At 66.5% G+C, this 18,068-nt stretch carries 13 protein-coding genes; 6 read left to right on the plus strand and 7 right to left on the minus strand.

What is annotated here, in order from left to right:
• The first annotated feature begins 55 nt into the window (after positions 1-55).
• From rimO to NX773_RS15995, 3 genes are all read left to right on the plus strand, one after another.
• Positions 56-1,453 carry a 30S ribosomal protein S12 methylthiotransferase RimO gene (rimO, locus tag NX773_RS15985; RefSeq protein WP_258857314.1) on the plus strand — a complete coding sequence of 466 codons (1,398 nt, stop codon included), beginning with the start codon at positions 56-58 and terminating at the stop codon, positions 1,451-1,453.
• Between the two features lie 16 nt (positions 1,454-1,469).
• The gene (locus NX773_RS15990; protein WP_258857315.1) at positions 1,470-2,633 is read left to right on the plus strand and encodes a cystathionine beta-lyase; all 1,164 of its coding nucleotides are present in this window, start codon (positions 1,470-1,472) and stop codon (positions 2,631-2,633) included.
• A 219-nt stretch (positions 2,634-2,852) separates the two neighbouring features.
• Positions 2,853-9,308 (plus strand): cadherin-like domain-containing protein, encoded by a 6,456-nt coding sequence (locus NX773_RS15995; protein WP_258857316.1) that lies wholly within the window; start codon positions 2,853-2,855, stop codon positions 9,306-9,308.
• Positions 9,309-9,350: 42 nt separating this feature from the next.
• On the opposite strand, the gene NX773_RS16000 is transcribed toward NX773_RS15995, so the two are convergent.
• The 3 genes from NX773_RS16000 to trxC form a co-directional block, all read right to left on the minus strand.
• The gene (locus tag NX773_RS16000; RefSeq protein WP_258857317.1) at positions 9,351-10,325 is read right to left on the minus strand and encodes a chemotaxis protein; all 975 of its coding nucleotides are present in this window, start codon (positions 10,323-10,325) and stop codon (positions 9,351-9,353) included.
• A gap of 74 nt (positions 10,326-10,399) precedes the next feature.
• On the minus strand, positions 10,400-10,762 hold the full coding sequence (locus NX773_RS16005) for a DUF4870 family protein (RefSeq protein ID WP_258857318.1): 363 nt from the start codon (positions 10,760-10,762) through the stop codon (positions 10,400-10,402).
• A 79-nt stretch (positions 10,763-10,841) separates the two neighbouring features.
• Positions 10,842-11,288: a thioredoxin TrxC gene (gene trxC / locus NX773_RS16010; protein ID WP_258857319.1), complete on the minus strand. Its 447-nt coding sequence runs from the start codon at positions 11,286-11,288 to the stop codon at positions 10,842-10,844.
• Positions 11,289-11,414: 126 nt separating this feature from the next.
• Between trxC and NX773_RS16015 the strand changes: the two genes are divergently transcribed.
• The 3 genes from NX773_RS16015 to NX773_RS16025 are packed head-to-tail and all read left to right on the plus strand — an operon-like array spanning position 11,415 to position 13,411.
• Positions 11,415-12,200, plus strand: coding sequence for a DUF72 domain-containing protein (locus NX773_RS16015; RefSeq protein WP_258857320.1), 786 nt, complete (start codon positions 11,415-11,417; stop codon positions 12,198-12,200).
• Positions 12,194-12,952, plus strand: a complete 759-nt coding sequence (locus tag NX773_RS16020; RefSeq protein WP_258857321.1) for a Mut7-C RNAse domain-containing protein — start codon at positions 12,194-12,196, stop codon at positions 12,950-12,952. The genes NX773_RS16015 and NX773_RS16020 overlap by 7 nt, the downstream gene beginning before the upstream one ends.
• A gap of 54 nt (positions 12,953-13,006) precedes the next feature.
• Positions 13,007-13,411, plus strand: a complete 405-nt coding sequence (locus NX773_RS16025; protein WP_258821632.1) for a hypothetical protein — start codon at positions 13,007-13,009, stop codon at positions 13,409-13,411.
• Between the two features lie 118 nt (positions 13,412-13,529).
• On the opposite strand, the gene NX773_RS16030 is transcribed toward NX773_RS16025, so the two are convergent.
• Genes NX773_RS16030 through NX773_RS16045 form a run of 4 tightly spaced genes read right to left on the minus strand, consistent with a single transcriptional unit; the run spans position 13,530 to position 18,018 of the window.
• The gene (locus tag NX773_RS16030) at positions 13,530-14,468 is read right to left on the minus strand and encodes an EamA family transporter (RefSeq protein ID WP_258857322.1); all 939 of its coding nucleotides are present in this window, start codon (positions 14,466-14,468) and stop codon (positions 13,530-13,532) included.
• Positions 14,446-15,174: an ABC transporter ATP-binding protein gene (locus NX773_RS16035; protein ID WP_258857323.1), complete on the minus strand. Its 729-nt coding sequence runs from the start codon at positions 15,172-15,174 to the stop codon at positions 14,446-14,448. The genes NX773_RS16030 and NX773_RS16035 overlap by 23 nt, the downstream gene beginning before the upstream one ends.
• Positions 15,175-15,184: 10 nt before the next feature.
• The gene (locus tag NX773_RS16040; protein ID WP_258857324.1) at positions 15,185-17,125 is read right to left on the minus strand and encodes a branched-chain amino acid ABC transporter ATP-binding protein/permease; all 1,941 of its coding nucleotides are present in this window, start codon (positions 17,123-17,125) and stop codon (positions 15,185-15,187) included.
• A gap of 2 nt (positions 17,126-17,127) precedes the next feature.
• Positions 17,128-18,018: a branched-chain amino acid ABC transporter permease gene (locus NX773_RS16045; RefSeq protein WP_258821628.1), complete on the minus strand. Its 891-nt coding sequence runs from the start codon at positions 18,016-18,018 to the stop codon at positions 17,128-17,130.
• Positions 18,019-18,068: the final 50 nt, after the last annotated feature.

Consider the following 18,068-nt stretch of genomic DNA (forward strand, 5'->3'; position numbering starts at 1 on the left):
CCCATCCCCGCCTTCCTGTACAATCGCGGATTGCCCTGCTTCCGCTGTCCTCGCCATGTCCGAACTCCGTCGCAATCCCGCTCCCGCCACTCCCGCCAACGGCCCGACGCCCAAGGTCGGCTTCGTCTCGCTCGGCTGCCCCAAGGCGCTGGTCGATTCCGAGCAGATCCTGACCCAGCTGCGCGCCGAAGGCTACGAGACCGCCAAGTCCTACGACGGCGCCGATCTCGTGATCGTCAACACCTGCGGCTTCATCGACGCGGCGGTGCAGGAGTCGCTCGATGCGATCGGCGAGGCGCTGGCCGAAAACGGCAAGGTGATCGTCACCGGCTGCCTGGGCGCGAAAAAGGACGCTTCGGGCGCGGACATCATCACCCAAGTGCACCCGAAGGTGCTGGCCGTGACCGGCCCGCACGCGCTGGCCGAGGTGATGGATTCGGTGCACATGCACCTGCCCAAGCCGCACGACCCGTTCCTGGACCTGGTGCCCGACCACGGCATCAAGCTCACGCCCAAGCACTACGCCTACCTGAAGATTTCGGAAGGCTGCAACCACCGCTGCAGCTTCTGCATCATCCCGTCGATGCGCGGCGACCTGGTGTCGCGCCCGATCGCCGACCTGTTGCTCGAGGCCGAGAACCTGTTCAAGTCCGGCGTCAAGGAGCTGCTGGTGATCTCGCAGGACACCAGTGCCTACGGCGTGGACGTGAAGTTCCGCACCGGCTTCTGGAACGGCCGCCCGGTCAAGACCCACATGACCCAGTTGGTCGAAGCGCTCGGCCAGCTCGCCAAACAGTACGGCGCATGGGTGCGCCTGCACTACGTGTACCCGTACCCGCACGTGGACCAGGTGATTCCGCTGATGGGCGACGGCCATGTGCTGCCTTACCTGGACATCCCGCTGCAGCACGCGCACCCCGACGTGTTGAAGCGCATGAAGCGCCCGGCCAGCGGCGAAAAGAACGTTGACCGCATCCAGGCCTGGCGCAAGATGAACCCGGACCTCACGATCCGCTCGACCTTCATCGCCGGCTTCCCGGGCGAGACCGAGGAGGAGTTCGAGTACCTGCTCGACTTCCTGCGCGAGGCGCAGATCGACCGCCTGGGCTGCTTTGCCTATTCCCCGGTGGAAGGCGCGACCGCCAACGAGCTGCCCAACCCGGTGCCCGAAGAGGTGCGCGAGGAGCGCCGCGCGCGCGTGATGCTGCTGCAGGAAGAGATTTCGACCGCACGCCTGCAGGCCAAGGTCGGCAAGACGATCCGCGTGCTGGTGGACGAGGTGACGCCGCGCGAGGCGATCGGCAGGTCCAGCGCCGACGCGCCCGAGATCGACGGCGTCGTGCACATCAAGCGCGCGCTCACGCCGGGCAAGGCCAAGCCGGCGGTGGGCCAATTCATCGATGTGATCGTCACCAAGGCCGACGCGCACGACCTGTGGGCCACCGTGGCTTGACGCAAACGAGGATACGATGGCGAAGAAGTCCCTGCAGACCAAGCTGATCCACAGCGATTACACGGCGCCGGAGGGCTTCGACGCCTTCCCGGCCGCGATCCACCACGCGTCCACGGTCCTGTTCAAGGACGTCGCGGCGATGCGCTCGGGCGACTGGAAGAACAAGAGCGCCTATACCTACGGGCTGCACGGCACGCCGACCACGTTCACGCTGGAAGCGCGGCTGGCCGAGATCGAGGGCGGCAGCCACTGCCTGCTGGCGCCGTCGGGCCTGGCCGCGATCTCGATGATCGACCTGGCGCTGCTCAAGAGCGGCGACGACGTGCTTTTGCCGGACAACGTGTACAACCCCAACCGCGAGCTGGGCCGCTGGCTGTCGCAGGACTTCGGCATCACCGCGCGCCACTACGACCCGCTGATCGGCGCCGGCATCGCCGACCTGATCCAGTCGAACACCAAACTGGTCTGGACCGAGGCGCCGGGCTCGGTGTCGATGGAAGTGCCGGACCTGCGCGCGATCTGCGACGCGGCGCATGCGGCCGGTGCGCTGGTCGCGCTGGACAACACCTGGTCGGCGGGCCTGGCGCTGCGCGGCTTTGACCTGGGCGTGGACATTATCATGCAGGCGCTCACCAAGTACCAGTCGGGCGGCTCGGATGTGCTGATGGGCGCCGTGATCACGCGCGAGCAGGCGCTCAACGACCGCATCGCGCTGGCCCACATGCGGCTGGGGATGGGCGTGTCCGCGGACGACGCCTACCTCGTCATGCGCGGCCTGCCGAGCATGAAGCTGCGCTTCGAGGCACATGACGCCAGCGCGCGCAAGGTCGCGGCCTGGCTCAAGGCACGCCCCGAAATCACCCGCGTGCTGCACCCGGCGTTCGAGGACTGCCCGGGCCACGCATTCTGGCGCCGCGACTTTACCGGCGCGGGCGGCCTGTTCTCGGTCGTGTTCGACGCCAAGTACACGGAAGAGCAGACCGACCGATTTGTCGATTCGCTTGAACTGTTCGGCCTTGGCTACAGCTGGGGCGGGGCGAACAGCCTGGTGATGCCGTACCGGATCCAGGGGATGCGGCGCGGCTGGCAGGACGCTGGCGTGCTGGTGCGGTTTAACATTGGTCTGGAGGACACGAGCGACCTGATCGCCGACCTGGAGCAGGCGCTGGCCCAGCTGTAGACCGCTTGTCACCCTGATAAATTAACCATCTGGCCTGGCTGCGCGGGCGTGCGAACATATCCGTCCACCAGAGTGTGAAGCAGAATCAAACACTAGCCACCCTTCGAGGTGGCTTTTTTGCGCTTCCTCTATTTCCGTACGGCAACACCTGTGTTACATTCTTTCCGCATGGCAACTCAGCGTTAGTTGCACTGCGTCCAACAGAGAGAGGAAAACACAATGACAACGATCAGCTCGTCCGTAACCACCACCCTGCCGTACGACGTCGATGACCTGACTCTGACCGGCTCTGCCGACATCGACGGCACCGGCAACTCGCGCGCCAACGTCATCACCGGCAACTCGGGCGCGAACGTGCTGAACGGCATGGCGGGGGCGGACACGCTGATCGGCGGCGCCGGCAACGACACCTATGTGGTGGACAACGTGGGCGACGTCGTCATTGAAAACCCGGGCGAGGGTACGGACACGGTGCAGTCGAGCGTCAACTACACGCTCACCGCCAACGTCGAGAATCTGGTTCTGTCCGGCAGCGGCAGCATCTACGGCACCGGCAACGCATTGGATAACGTCATCACCGGCAACAGTGGCAGCAACGTCCTGTCGGGCATGGACGGCAACGATACCCTGGTCGGCAACGCCGGCAACGACACGCTCGACGGCGGGACGGGCGCGGATAACATGCAAGGCGGCACCGGCGACGATACCTACGTGGTCGACAGCACGGGCGACGTGGTGACCGAGGCCGCAGGCGCCGGCACGGACACGGTCCGCTCCAGCATCAGCTACACGCTGGGCGACAATCTCGAAAACCTGACCCTGCTTGGCACGGACAGCCTGGACGGGCGCGGCAACACGCTCGATAACGTCATCCTTGGCAACAGCGGCAGCAACCAGTTGTTTGGCGACGCCGGCAACGACACCCTCAACGGCGGCGCCGGCGCGGACCACATGGAGGGCGGCCTTGGTGACGACACCTACGTGGTGGACGACGCGGGCGACCTGGTGGTCGAGGCTGCGGGCGCCGGCACCGATGTGGTGCAGTCGAGCATTTCCTACACCCTCACCGACAATGTCGAGAACCTCAAGCTTACCGGCGCCGCCAACATCGACGGCACCGGCAACGAGCTGAACAACACCATCACCGGCAACACGGGCGCCAACGCACTTGCCGGCGGCTCCGGCGACGACCTGCTCGATGGCGGCGCGGGGGCGGACACGCTGACCGGCGGCACGGGCAACGACACCTACGTCGTGGACAACGCTGGCGACACCGTGGTCGAGAATGCCGGCGAAGGCCTCGACACGGTCCAGGCCAGCGTGAGCTTCGTGCTGTCGGCCAATGTCGAGAACCTGACGCTGACCGGTGGCGCCGCCATCAACGGCACCGGCAACGAGCTCGACAACCTCATCACCGGCAACGGCGGCAACAACGTGCTCAGCGGCATGGCCGGCAACGACACCCTGGTCGGCAATGCGGGCAACGACATGCTCGATGGCGGCACCGGCGCCGACACCATGCAGGGCGGCGCGGGCAGCGACACCTACGTGGTGGACAACGCCGGCGATGTGGTGATCGAAGCGGTGGCCGAGGGCACCGACCTGGTGCAGTCGAGCATCGACTACACGCTCACCGCCAACGTCGAGAACCTGACCCTGCTGGGCACCGACAACCTGGCCGGCACCGGCAACAGCCTGGCCAACATCATCACCGGCAACGGCGGCGACAACCTGCTGTCCGGCGGCGACGGCAACGACAGTCTGTACGGGCAGGGCGGCAGCGACCACCTGTTTGGTGATGCCGGCAACGACCTGCTCGACGGCGGCAGCGGCGGCGACCGGCTGGAAGGCGGCGTGGGCGACGACACCTACGTGGTGGACGACAACGGCGACCTGGTAATCGAGGCTGCCGGCGCCGGCACCGACCTGGTCCAGTCGAGCATCACCTACACGCTCACCGACAACGTCGAGAACCTGACGCTGACCGGTACGGCCAACATCAACGGTACCGGCAACGAGCTCGACAACATCGTCAACGGCAACACGGGCGACAACGTGCTCGATGGACGCGCGGGCAACGACACGATCAACGGCAACGCCGGCAATGACACGCTGATCGGTGGCGATGGCAATGACCAGCTCAACGGCGACGCCGGCGACGACCAGCTGTCCGGCGATGCCGGCAACGATGTGCTGAACGGCGGCGTTGGCGCCGACACGATGCGCGGCGGCAGCGGCGACGACACCTTCATCGTGGACAACGCAGGCGACCTCGTGATCGAGAACGCGGGCGAAGGCACCGACACGGTCCAGGCCGCGATCAGCTACACGCTCACCGACAACGTCGAAAACCTCACCCTGACGGGCAGCGCCAACAACAACGGCACCGGCAACGGGCTGGACAACGTCATCACCGGCAACGGCGGCAGCAACGTGCTGTCCGGGCTGGATGGCAACGACACCCTGATCGGCAACGCGGGCAACGACACGCTCGACGGCGGCAGCGGCGCCGACAACATGCAAGGCGGAGCCGGCAACGACACCTATGTGGTGGACAACGCGGGCGACATCGTCACCGAACTTGCGGGCGGCGGCACGGACATTGTCATGTCCAGCATCGACTACACGCTCACCGCCAATGTCGAGAACCTGACGCTCACCGGCACCGACAATCTGAACGGCACGGGCAACGCGCTTGCCAACATCATCACCGGCAACAGCGGCGACAATACCGAATCCGGCGGCGACGGCAACGACACCCTGTACGGCCAGGCCGGCAACGATCACCTGATGGGCGACGCGGGCAACGACCTGCTCGACGGCGGGGCCGGCGCCGACCGCATGGAAGGCGGCCTGGGGGATGACACCTACGTGGTGGACGACAACGGCGACCAGGTGATCGAGGCGTCGGGCGCCGGCACCGATCTGGTGCAGTCGAGCATCACCTACACGCTCACCGCCAACGTCGAGAACCTGACCCTGACGGGCACCGCCAACATCGACGGCACCGGCAACGAGCTGAACAACATCATCATCGGCAATGCCGGCAACAACACGCTGGACGGCCTTGCCGGCAATGACACCATCGACGGCGGCCTGGGCGCGGACACCATGCGCGGCGGCACTGGCGACGACACCTTCATCGTGGACAACGCGGGCGACCTGGTCATCGAAAACGCCGGTGAAGGCACGGACACGGTGCAGGCGAGCATCAACTACACGCTGACCGACAACGTGGAGAACCTCGTCCTGACCGGCAGTGCCGCGATCAACGGGACCGGCAACGCGCTGGACAACGTCATCACCGGCAACGGCGCGGCCAACGTGCTCTCTGGCCTGGACGGCAACGACACCCTGATCGGCAGCGCCGGCAACGACACGCTCGATGGCGGCACCGGCGCCGACAACATGCAGGGCGGCATCGGCAACGACACCTACGTGGTGGACAATGCCGGCGACGTGGTCACCGAGGCGGCAAGCGCCGGCACCGACACGGTCCAGGCGAGCATCGATTACACGCTCGGCGCCAACGTCGAGAACCTCACGCTGACGGGTACCGCCGACCTGCGCGGCACCGGCAACGCGCTGGCCAACACCATCATCGGCAACAGCGGCGCCAACCTGATCGACGGCGGCGCGGGCGCGGACAGCATGAGCGGCGGCGCGGGCGACGACACCTACGTCGTGGACAACGCTGGCGACGTGGTCACCGAGGCGGCCGGCGGCGGCATGGACACCATCAACGCGAGTGTGACCTACACGCTGTCGGCCAACGTCGAGAAGCTGGTGCTGACCGGCGCTGCGGCCATCAACGGCACCGGCAACGCGCTGGACAACACGATCATCGGCAACGGCGCCAACAACGTCCTGTCCGGCATGGGCGGCAACGACGTGCTGATCGGCGGCGGCGGCAACGACACCTACATCGTGGATGACGCGGGCGACACGGTCGTCGAGAACGCGGGCGAGGGCACCGACACGATCCAGGCCAGCGTGAGCTATGCGCTGTCCGACAACGTCGAGAACCTGACCCTGTCGGGCAGCGCCAGTATCGACGGCGCCGGCAACGGCATGGACAACGTCATCACCGGCAACGGCGGCAACAACCTGCTCGATGGCGGCGCCGGCAACGACACGCTGTCCGGTGGCGCGGGCAACGATACGCTGGTCGGTGGCCTTGGCGCTGATACCCTGCAAGGCGGCGCCGGCAACGACAGCTACCGGGTCGCCCTTGGCGACGGCGCGGACCGCATCATCGACAGCCAGGGCAGCGACACCCTGTACATCGGCAGCGGACTGTCCCGCGCCAGCCTGGCCGCGGCACAGTCGGGCACCGACCTCGTGCTCTCGTACGGCAGAGGCGGCGACAGCGTCGTGCTGGCGGGCTGGATGGGCCAGACCGAAGGCGTGAGCCGCATCGTGTTCGACGACGGCTCGTCGATGGACCGCCCCGCGATCCTGGCGCTGCTGAGCGGCCCGTCCACACCGCCGGCGGCCACCGATACCGCCCCGACGGCGGTGGCCGACGCGGTGACCGTGCAGGAGGATGGCGGCGTGCTTGCCGTACCGGTTGCGCAGCTCTTGGCCAACGACACCGACCCGGACGCCGGCGCCGTGCTCACCGTGACCGCCGTCGGCGCATCCGCGGCCGGCGCGACCGTCACCCTGAATGGCGACACCGTCCAGTACGATCTCGGTGGCCGCTTCCAGCAGCTGGCCGACGGCCAGGTGGCGCAAGACAGCTTCACCTACACCATCACCGACAACACCGGCAAGACCGCGAGCGCGACCGTCAACGTCTCGATCGTGGGCACCAACGACGCGCCGGTGGCGGCCGGGGATGCAGGCCAGGTGGCCGAGGATGGCCAGGCAAGCGCAAGCGGCAACGTGCTCGCCAACGACACCGACGTCGATGCCGGCACCGTGCTCAAGGTCGCGGCGCCGGGGACCTACGCCGGCACCTACGGCACGCTCACGCTGGCGCAGGACGGCATCTACACCTATACACTGAACAACAGCGCCGCCGGCGTGCAGGCGCTTGCGCAGGGGCAGGTGGCGACGGACAGCTTCAGCTATGCCGCGACCGATGGCATGGCCAGCGCCGCCAGCAAGCTCGAGATCACGATCACCGGCGCCAACGACGCGCCGGCTGCGACGGGAGACAGCGGACAGGTCACAGAAGACGGCCAGCTTGCGGCGAGCGGCAATGTACTCGCCAACGACACCGATGCCGATGCCGGCACCGCGCTCAAGGTCGCGGCGCCGGGCACGTTCACCGGCACCTACGGCTCGCTCACGCTGGCGCAGGACGGCAGCTACACCTACACGCTGAACAATGCCGCGGCCGGTGTGCAGGCGCTGGCGCAGGGGCAGGTGGTGACCGATACCTTCAGCTACGCCGCAACGGACGGCATCGCCACCACCACCAGCAAGCTCGATATCACGATCACGGGCGCCAACGACGCACCCGTGGTGGTGGCGGACAGCGGCAAGGTGGCGGAGGATGGCCAACTGACGGCAAGCGGCAACCTGCTGGCCAACGACTCGGACGTGGACACGGGCGCCGTGCTGAAGGCGGCTGCAGGCAGCTGGAAGGGCACCTACGGCACGCTGACCGTGGCGCAGGACGGCAGCTACACCTACAGCCTGGACAACGTTTCGTCCGCGGTTCAGTCGCTGGCGCAGGGACAGTCGGTGGTGGACAGCTTCGGCTACTCGGCAACCGATGGCATCGCCGCCACCGCGGGCAAGCTCGACATCACCATCAGCGGCGCCAACGACAAGCCGGTGCTCAAGGCGGACACGGTCACGCTCACTGAAGACCAGACCAGCGCAAAGGGCAATGTGCTGGCCAACGACAGCGATGTCGATGCCGGCACGGTGCTCAAGGCGACTGCCGGCACCTTCACGGGCAGCTACGGCCAGCTCGTGCTGGCGCAGGACGGCAGCTTCGAATACAAGCTCGATGCGACCAAGGTGCAGTCGATGGGCCGGGCCGATGCGCTGTCCGAACACTTCAGCTACACGGCGACCGACGGCATCGAGAGCCTGGCCTCGACGCTCGATGTGCTGATCTCTGGCGCGAACGACGCTCCGGTGCTGGTCAAGGCGCTGGCCGACCAGTACGTCAACTTCAACAAGTCGTTCTCGTTCACGCTCCCGGCAGGCAGCTTTGCCGATCCTGACAAGGGCGACGTGCTGGCCTATTCGGCGACGCTGGCCGATGGCTCGGCGCTGCCGTCGTGGCTCAAGTTCAACGCTGCCACCGGCACCTTCTCCGGCACCGCGCCCAAGGACGTGGTGACGATCGAGGTGCGCGTGACGGCCACCGACAAGGTCGGCGCAACCGGGAGCACGGTGGGCAGCCTGTCGGTGTCGGACGTGTTCAAGCTGGCGGTCACCCACGGCAACGCGGGCGTGGGCAATGGCAGCGGCGACGCGGCGCCGCCGGGGCAGGACACCAACTTCAACGATGGTCCGGGTACCGGGCCGGGGAACCCGGGCGCCAAGGGCGGCACGGGGACGCCGGGCACCGGGTTCGTGGCCGAAAATGGGACGCTCGACTGGCTTGGCTTGGACCTGGCGCGGTTCGAGCAGGCACATGACGATACTGGCGCGCCGGTGCAGCTGGTTGGTATCGCGCAGCAGGGCGTGGTTGATCTGCTCGTTGCCTAAGCTCCCGCAAGCACGTCGTCCCGGCGCACGCCGGGACGAGGGTCAGGTGGCCATGGCCTGCCGTTGCAGTATGCGCCGGATGGTCGCCGCCAGGTCCTCCGCCGAGAACTTGGCCACGTACGCATCCGCCCCCACCGAGCGCACGTGCTCCTCGTTGGTGGTGCCCGACAGCGAGGAATGGATCACCACGGGCATGTCCGCGAAGCGCGCCTGCTTCTTGATGTTGCGGGTCAGCGTGAATCCGTCCATCTCCGGCATCTCCAGGTCCGTCACCACCAGCGCCACCTTGTCGTAAACCGTCTTGCCCTCGGCCTCGGCGCTGGCCGCTATGGCGCTCAACTGGTCCCACGCCTCCCTGCCGGTCTTGGTCATGATGAAGGGCAGGCCCATCGCCTCCAGCCCTTGTTCGATGAGTGCGCGTGCGACCACCGAATCGTCCGCGGCCAGCACCACCGCACCCGGTTTGATGCGGATCCTCGCGCCGATCGTCTGCGGATTGACGTCCATCCGGTCCGACTCGGTCAGGTTGCGAAGGATGGTTTCCACGTCCAGCACCTGCGCCAGCCGCGGCGGTGCCCCGTGCTCGTCCTGCAGGCGCGCGATGCTGGTCACCATGCCCGAGCCGGCACTGTGTTCGGACGAGAGCACCTGGCCCCAGTCCAGCCGCACGATCTCTTCCACGCTCTCGACCGCGAACGCCTGGGTGGTGCGCGCGAACTCGGTCACCAGCATGATGTTCAGTCCCGTCTGCGGCTTGCAGCCGGTGATGCCGGGCAGGTCCAGCACCTGGATGATCTGCCCGCGCAGGTTGACCACCCCCAGCACATGCGCGGGCGCGCCAGCCACTGCCGTGATCTCGGGCATGGCGACGATCTCGCGGATCTTGAAGACGTTGATGCCGAACAGCTCGCTACGCTGGGAACGCGCGTCCGCGCCAAGGCGGAACAGCAGCAGCTCGAACTTGTTGGTGCCGGCCAGATTGCTGCGCTCGTCAACTTCCTGCTGCACGGATTTCATCGTTCGCCCCGGTGTCGTGATGCTCACTCCGGGACAGTATTCCAGCCAGGCAAACTACGCCTTGCTGAAAATCATTACACGGGCATCGAGCGGTTGTTGTTCAGGTCGATGAAACCGCGGATCAGGCGATAGGCTTTCCAGATCCAGGCGCCCACCGCGAGCAGGCCGGCAAGCGGGATGCCGAAGAAGGTGAAGGCCAGGATTACCGCCAGGGCCATGCACAGGATGTAGATCCAGAACGAGCGGATCATCCAGGTGTGGTGGCTGTACACCAACGTGCCAGCCGTTTCGGGCCGCTTGAGGTAGTTGACGATCAGCGGCAGGAACGACAGCATGCCGAGGGAGAAGATGAATGAGATGCCGTGCGCAAGATAGAGGATGCGCGCCAGCTGCTTGGCGTCTTCCAGACCACTGTCCAGGATCAGTTGCTGCGACATGAATGCTCCTTCCGGGCGTCGGCCCGGCCACGGCCTCATTGTAGCAGCCAGGATAACGTTCCGATAACAGCGCGCCGCGTCAACCGGCGCGCGCGGCGGCCTGCTGCGTCCACGCCACGATGCTGCCGGCATCCATCGCGCCAGCCTGACGCGCCACCTCACGCCCGCCGGCAAACAGGGCAAGGGTGGGGATGCTGCGGATGCCAAAACGCGCCGCCAGGTCCTGCGAGGCTTCGGTATCGACCTTCAGCAGACGCACGTTCGGCTCCAGCCGCTGGGCGGCCTGCGCGTACGCGGGCGCCATCATCTTGCACGGGCCGCACCACGCCGCCCAGAAGTCGACCAGCACGGGAATATCGCTGCGGCTGATGTGCTTGTTGAAACGTTCGCTGCTCACGTCCACCGGATGGGCGGTGAACAGCGGCTGGCTGCACTTGCCGCAGGTTGGTTTGTCGCCCAGGCGCGCTTGCGCGACACGGTTGACCGCGTCGCAGTGGGGGCAGACGATATGAAGCGGGTCGCTCATGATTCCTCCTTTGCAACTACATGCGTTCTTCATATTGTACGGCAGGTCCAGCGCAGCGATCCTATCGCGCGCCCCTCAAATTGCCTTACAGATAAACTTTGTGTTCCTAAATGAAACATTCTTGGAATGAACAATGCTGACGTCGCACCGCCCGCCATGCGCCTGATCGGCTGTGCCGGCTGGACTCTTCCGAAAGATGCGCAGGCGGCGTTCCCGGCCGAAGGGACACACCTGCAGCGCTACGCGTCCGTATTCCCGGTCGCGGAAATCAACTCGTCGTTCCATCGCCCCCACCGCGCCCAGACCTACGAACGCTGGGCAGGAGCGGTGCCGGACGGCTTTCGCTTTTCGGTCAAGCTGCCGCGCACGATCACACACGATGCGCGGCTGTGCGGGGCAGAGGCAATGCTGGACCGGTTCGCCGGCGAAGCCGGGGCGCTGGGCAACAAGCTCGGCTGTGTGCTGGTCCAGCTGCCGCCCAGGCTCGCGTTCGATGCGCGCGTGGCGGAAGACTTCTTTGCGCGCCTGCAGGCCACGTTCGACTGCATGGTCGCGTGCGAGGCACGTCACCCGAGCTGGTTCACGGATGGCGCCACCGACCTGCTGCGCGAGCGCGCCATCACCCGCGTGATCGCCGATCCGCCGGCAGGACAGCATGGCCCGCACGTGCCGACCACCTCCACCATCTATGCGCGCCTGCACGGCAGCCCGCGCGTCTATTACTCATCCTACCCGGACGATTACCTGACGGCCCTGGCCGCCGACATGGCCGAGCATGTGGCGGCGGGCCGTACTGTCTGGTGCATCTTCGATAACACCGCTTCCGGCGCGGCCGTGCCCAACGCGCTCACCTTGCTGCACGCGCAGGCCGGACAGGCTTTGCCTGGAAATGCCATACTTCCGGCATGGTGATGGCGACCTTCCGTTTTTATGAGGAGCTGAACGATTTCCTGCCGCGCGAGCGGCGCGGGCGCGAATTTGCCGCGCACTGCGCGCGCGCGGCCACCACCAAGCACATGATCGAGGCGCTGGGCGTGCCGCACACCGAGGTCGAACTGGTGCTCGTCAACGGCGAGTCCAGCACGTTCGAGCGGCTGATCGAGGCCGGCGACCGCATCGCCGCCTATCCCAAGTTCGAAGCGTTCGACATCACGCCGCTGCTGCGCGTGCGCGAGCGGCCGCTGCGCCGGCTGCGCTTTGTAGCCGACGCCCACCTGGGCGGCCTGGCGCGCTTCCTGCGCATGGCCGGGTTCGACACCGTGTACGACAACCACATCCACGATGACGAGATCGCGGAACTGGCCGCGCGCGAGGGCAGGGTGGTGCTCACGCGCGACCGCGAGCTGCTCAAGCGGCGCACGATCACGCACGGCTGCTATATCCACGCGCTCAAGCCGGAGGCGCAGCTGCGCGAGCTGTTCGACCGGCTCGACCTTTCCGCCAGCGTGCAGCCGTTCGCGCTGTGCCTGCACTGTAACCTGCCGGTGCGCGCGGTGGACAAGGCCAGCGTGGCCGACCAGCTGCCGCCGGCGGTACGCGCGCAGCATGACGAATTTACCACCTGCGACTGCTGCGGCCGCGTGTACTGGAAGGGCTCGCACTGGAAGCGCATGACGGACCTGCTGGCGCGGGCCACCGACGTTGATCCCAACCCGAGCGCGTGAGGCGATGCCCATGTACAATCGATCCATCAACCTGAGCACACTGTGAGCCGGCCCTTGCAGCAGCTACCTTTCCCGATCCGAAACGAATGTCCGCCTGGCGCTTGCGATTGCGAGCGCGAGAAGCTGCTGGCCGACCCGAACGGCGACTATCGCCCGCTGCGCATCACGCGCAACGAGGAGCAGCGGCTGCTGGCGCGCATCGAGCGCATCTCGACCTACGAAGACCTTCTGCATGTGCAGGAGCTGGTGCGCTCGCACATCGGGGCTGCGCTGCGCATCGAGCCGGGGCCGAACGAAGTGCGCACGGTGCGCGGCATCATCATCGTGTTCGAGCACAAGCCGGGGCTGTGCAAGAAGCTGCGGCAGTCGGTGCCGGCCGCGATCCGGCGCTGCCTGGACCGCAATCCGGACATCACCTACGCGCTGCTGGACGCGCACGACCTGTTTGGGATGAGCTAGCGCCAACCCTCGTCGTCCCGGCGCAAGCCGCGACCCATGCTGAAGATCCGGAGTCGCCGACAGTGTGGTGCTGCGAAGTCAGCATGGGTTCCGGCCTGCGCCGGAACGACGGCATATCCTAAACGCGTCCGCGCGATGAACCAAAAATCACCGACGCCAGCGCCGCCCCAAGCAGCACCACGCCCGCCCACTGCCATGCGCTGATCGAATCGCCGAGCACCAGCATGCCCGCCGAAATCCCGACCAGCGGCACCCCCAGGCTGAACGGGGCGACGCGGTTGGCGGGGTGGCGCTTGAGCAGCCCGGTCCATAGCGCATACGCGAAAATGGTCGCGCACCAGCCGAGATAGGCCAGCGCCACCCATGCCTTCCACGACAGGCGCGCCGGGTCCCAGCTGCTGCCGCCCGGATCGAACGCCAGCGAGAGCAGCACGAACGGCACCACCGGCACGAGGCAGCTCCACACCATGAACGGGATCACCTCGAACTGCGGCGTGGCGTGCTGCGCGCGCCGCACCACAATGTTCGATGCCGCCCACATCGCGGCCGCGCACAGCGCCAGGACGAAGCCGGCGGGCGTGGTGGTGTTGGCGCCGTTTGTGCCCGCGTAGCTGGCGATGAAGCAGGCCAGCCCCAGCGCGGCCAGTGACAGCCCGCGCTTGAGCGGGGTGCCAACCGGCTCGCGCAGGGTGGCAAGGCCAAACAGGGCGGTGAAGAACACCTGGGTTTGCATCAGCACCGACGCGAGCGCGGCCGACATGCCCACCCGCAGTGACATGAACAGGAAGCCGAACTGGCCAACGCCCTGGAACAGGCCATACAGCACCAGCCACTTGGGCGCCATTTTGGGCGGACGCACCAGGAGCGCCAATGGCAGCGCGGCGAACAAGTAACGCCCGGCGCCAAGCTGGAAGGGCGTGAGTTCGCGCAGGCCGAACTTCATCGCAATGAAGTTCGTGCCCCAGATGAAGACCACCGCGACTGCCGCGGCGAAGTCGCGCCTGCTGAACGCCGTATGCTGCACCACGAAGCCGTCAGTGCGCGTGCGCGCCGCCAAGGTAGGCGGCCACCACCTTGGGGTCGTTGCGCAGCCTGTCGGCCGGTCCATGCAGCGAAATGCTGCCGTTCTCCAGCACGTAGCCGTAGTCGGCCACATTCAGCGCCGCCTGTGCGAACTGCTCCACCAGCAGCATGGTCACGCCCTGCTGCTTCAGGCGCGTGATGATGCGGAACACCTCGTCCACCAGGATCGGCGCCAGCCCCATCGAGGGCTCGTCCAGCAGCACCACTTCGGGGTTGAGCATCACCGCGCGTGCCATGGCCAGCATCTGCTGCTCGCCGCCCGACAGCGTGCCCGCCAGCTGGTTGCGGCGCTCCTTCAGGCGCGGGAACAGGTCCATGGCGCGTTCCAGGTCGTGCTGCACGTCGCCTTTCGGGCGCGCGCCGGTAAAGCGCGGGAAGGCGCCCAGGAGCAGGTTGTCGGTCACGCTCATGGTCGCGAACACGCGCCTGCCCTCGGGCGAGTGCGCCAGGCCCGCGCGCGCGATGCGGTGCGAGTCCATGCCCGTGATGTCGCGCCCGTCCAGCGTGACGGTGCCCGCCTTTGGCCGGATCATGCCCGAGATCGCGCGCATGGTGGTGGTCTTTCCGGCTCCGTTCGAACCGATCAGGGTGACGAGTTTGCCTTTGGGGACATCGAGCGAAATCCCGTGCAGGACTTCGACCTTGCCGTAGGCTGCTTGCAGGTTTTGAATCGATAGCATGCTGTTCTCCTTACACGGCCGCGGCGGCAGGCGGCTCGGCTTCGCTGGCCCCGCCCAGGTAGGCTTCGATCACCTTGGGATCGGCCTGCACCCTGGCGGGCGCGCCCTCGGCGATCTTCTGGCCGAAGTCGAGCACGGTCACGGTGTCCGATATCGACATCACCACGTCCATGTGGTGCTCGATCAGGATGATGGTGATGCCGTGGTCGCGGATCTTGCGGATGATGGCCATCAGCTCGCGGATGTCCGGTGCGGTCAGGCCGGCAGCCGGCTCGTCCAGCAGCAGCAGGCGCGGGCTGAGCGCAAGCGCGCGGCCGATTTCGAGCAGGCGCTGCTTGCCGTACGGGAGATTGCGCGCCTCCTCGTTGGCCAGTTCGGACAGGCCCACGAACTCGAGGATCGCCGCAGCCCGTGCCCGAGCGGCCAGCTCTTCGCGTTTCACGCGAGGCGTATGCAGCATCACGTCCGCGATGTTCGAATCGAACGTGTGGTGCAGGCCGACCAGCACGTTCTCGGTGGCCGTCATCTCGCCAAACAGCTGCACGTTCTGGAAGGTGCGGGCGATGCCGCCCAGCGCGATCTGCGACGGCGTGCGGCCGGTGATCGCGGCGCCCGCGAACTCCACCTTGCCCGCGGTTGGCTTGTAGATGCCGGTCAGGACGTTCATCATCGTGCTCTTGCCCGAGCCGTTCGGGCCGATCAGGCCGTGCACCGAGCCGCGCCGCACCGCCAGGTCGACCTGGTTGAGCGCCTTCAGGCCGCCGAACTGCATCAGCACCTGGTCGGCGCGCAGCAGGTCGCCGCCGGCGCCGTCATGCTTGACACCCTCAAACGGGTCGGCCTGGCCCGCCGCGACCGAGCGCGTGTGCCGCACGCTGCGGTTGAACAGGCTGCGGAAGTAGCCCACGATGCCGTCCTGCAGGTAGTACACGACGAACAGCGTCATCAGGCCGAAGATCGTCAGGCGCCAGTCCACCATGTTGTCGATGCGGTAGGCCAGCACCGCCATACCGACCGTGGCAACCAGCGGCACCACCACGCCGCGCGCCGTGGTGCGCTTGCGGGCCAGCGCCACCGCCGATCCGATCACGGCCAGCACGGCCGCGACCACGGCGATCTGGCGGAACAGCCCCACGTCCTGCAGCAGGCTGGGGAGCATCACCACGATCACCGCGCCGATCATGGCGCCCGAGCGGGTCTTGCGCCCGCCCATGATCACCGCCAGCAGGAACAGGATGGTCAGCTCGAAGTTGTAGGTGTTGGGCGAGATGTACTGCTCGGAATACGAGTACAGGCTGCCGGCCAGGCCCGCAAAGCCCGCGCTGATGACAAAGGCGTACACCTTGTAGCGGTACACCGACACGCCCATGCAGTCCGAGGCGATCGGGCTGTCGCGCAGCGCTTCGAACGCGCGCCCCAGGTGCGACTTGAGCATGCGGTGCACCACCAGCAGCGAAAGCAGCATGAACGCCGCCACCATGTAGAAGTAACTTGTCTCGTCCAGCACCTTGCCGAACATCTCGGGCTTGGACAGGGTGATGCCCATCGCGCCGTTGGTCAGGTCCGTCATCTCGTTGATGAGGATCTGGATGATGGTGCCAAAGGCCAGCGTCACCATGGCCAGGTAAGGGCCGGTCACGCGCAACGCAGGCAGGGCCAGGACCACGCCGAACAGCGCGGTGCCGCCGATGCTGGCCGGGACGGCGAGGTACCACGCCAGGTTGTACTTCATGATCAGCACGCCCGTGATGTACGAGCCCACGCCGAACAGGCCGGCATGGCCAAGCGACACCTGGCCGGTGTAGCCGACCACGATGTCCAGACCGAACAGCAGGATCGCGTAGATCAGGATGGTCTCGACCAGGTGGACGTAGTACGGGTTGGTGACGAACTGCGGGAAGGCCGCGAGCGCGGCGACGGCCGCCAGGCCGATGAAAAATGTCTTCTTCATGCTCACACCTTCTTGATCGCGGCCTTGCCGAACAGGCCAGAGGGCTTCACGGCCAGCACCAGCAGCAGGAGCACCAGGCCCGGCACGTCCTTGTAGCCGGTCGAAATGTAGAAACCCGCCGCGGTCTCGGCGATGCCGAGGATGATGCCGCCGACGATCGCGCCCATGCCCGAGGTCAGGCCGCCGATGATCGCCACCGCGAACGCTTTCAGCCCGAGCGATGCGCCCATGTTCGCGCTGGTGAGCGTGAGCGGCGCAACCAGCACGCCGGCAAACGCCGCCGTGGCCGAGGACAGCGCGTACGAAAACGTGATGACCAGGCGCGTGTTGATGCCCATGAGGCCCGCCGCGTCACGGTCATTGGAGGTGGCGACCACGGCCTTGCCGTAGATCGACTTGCGGTTGAAGATCTCGACGGCCGCCATGATGGCAAGCGCCCCGACGATGACCAACAGCTGCATCGGCTGCACGTTCGCGCCCATCACGTGAATCGGCTCGGACGAGAGCGGCGAAGGGAAGGGCAGCACGTCCTTGCCCCAGATGTTTTCGGCCACGTTCTTGAAGATGATCGCCAGCGCGATGGTGGACATGATCCAGCCGAATTCGGACTTGATGCGGATCGCGGGCCGCACGCCGATCCATTCGACGAACACGCCCTGCAGGGCGCCGAACAGCACCACTAGCGGGATCATCAGCCAGTAGCTCATGTAAGGGCCGCCGTGGATCGTGCCAACCACGGACAGGCCGACCAGCGCGCCGAGCATCAGCGCCTCGCCCTGGCCGAAGTTAAGAGTGCCGGAAGTAGCGAAAGTGAGTTGGTAACCGAACGCGATGACGGCGTAAATCATGCCGAGCGCGATCCCCGAAAAGACCAGCTGCAAAAGGATATCCATCGTTTTCCACCAAAGGGAAGGGCGCGCGTGCGCCTTCCGTCAACAGAAAA

The organism is Massilia solisilvae, from assembly GCF_024753215.1.
In the GTDB taxonomy this organism is placed as follows: domain Bacteria; phylum Pseudomonadota; class Gammaproteobacteria; order Burkholderiales; family Burkholderiaceae_D; genus Telluria; species Telluria solisilvae.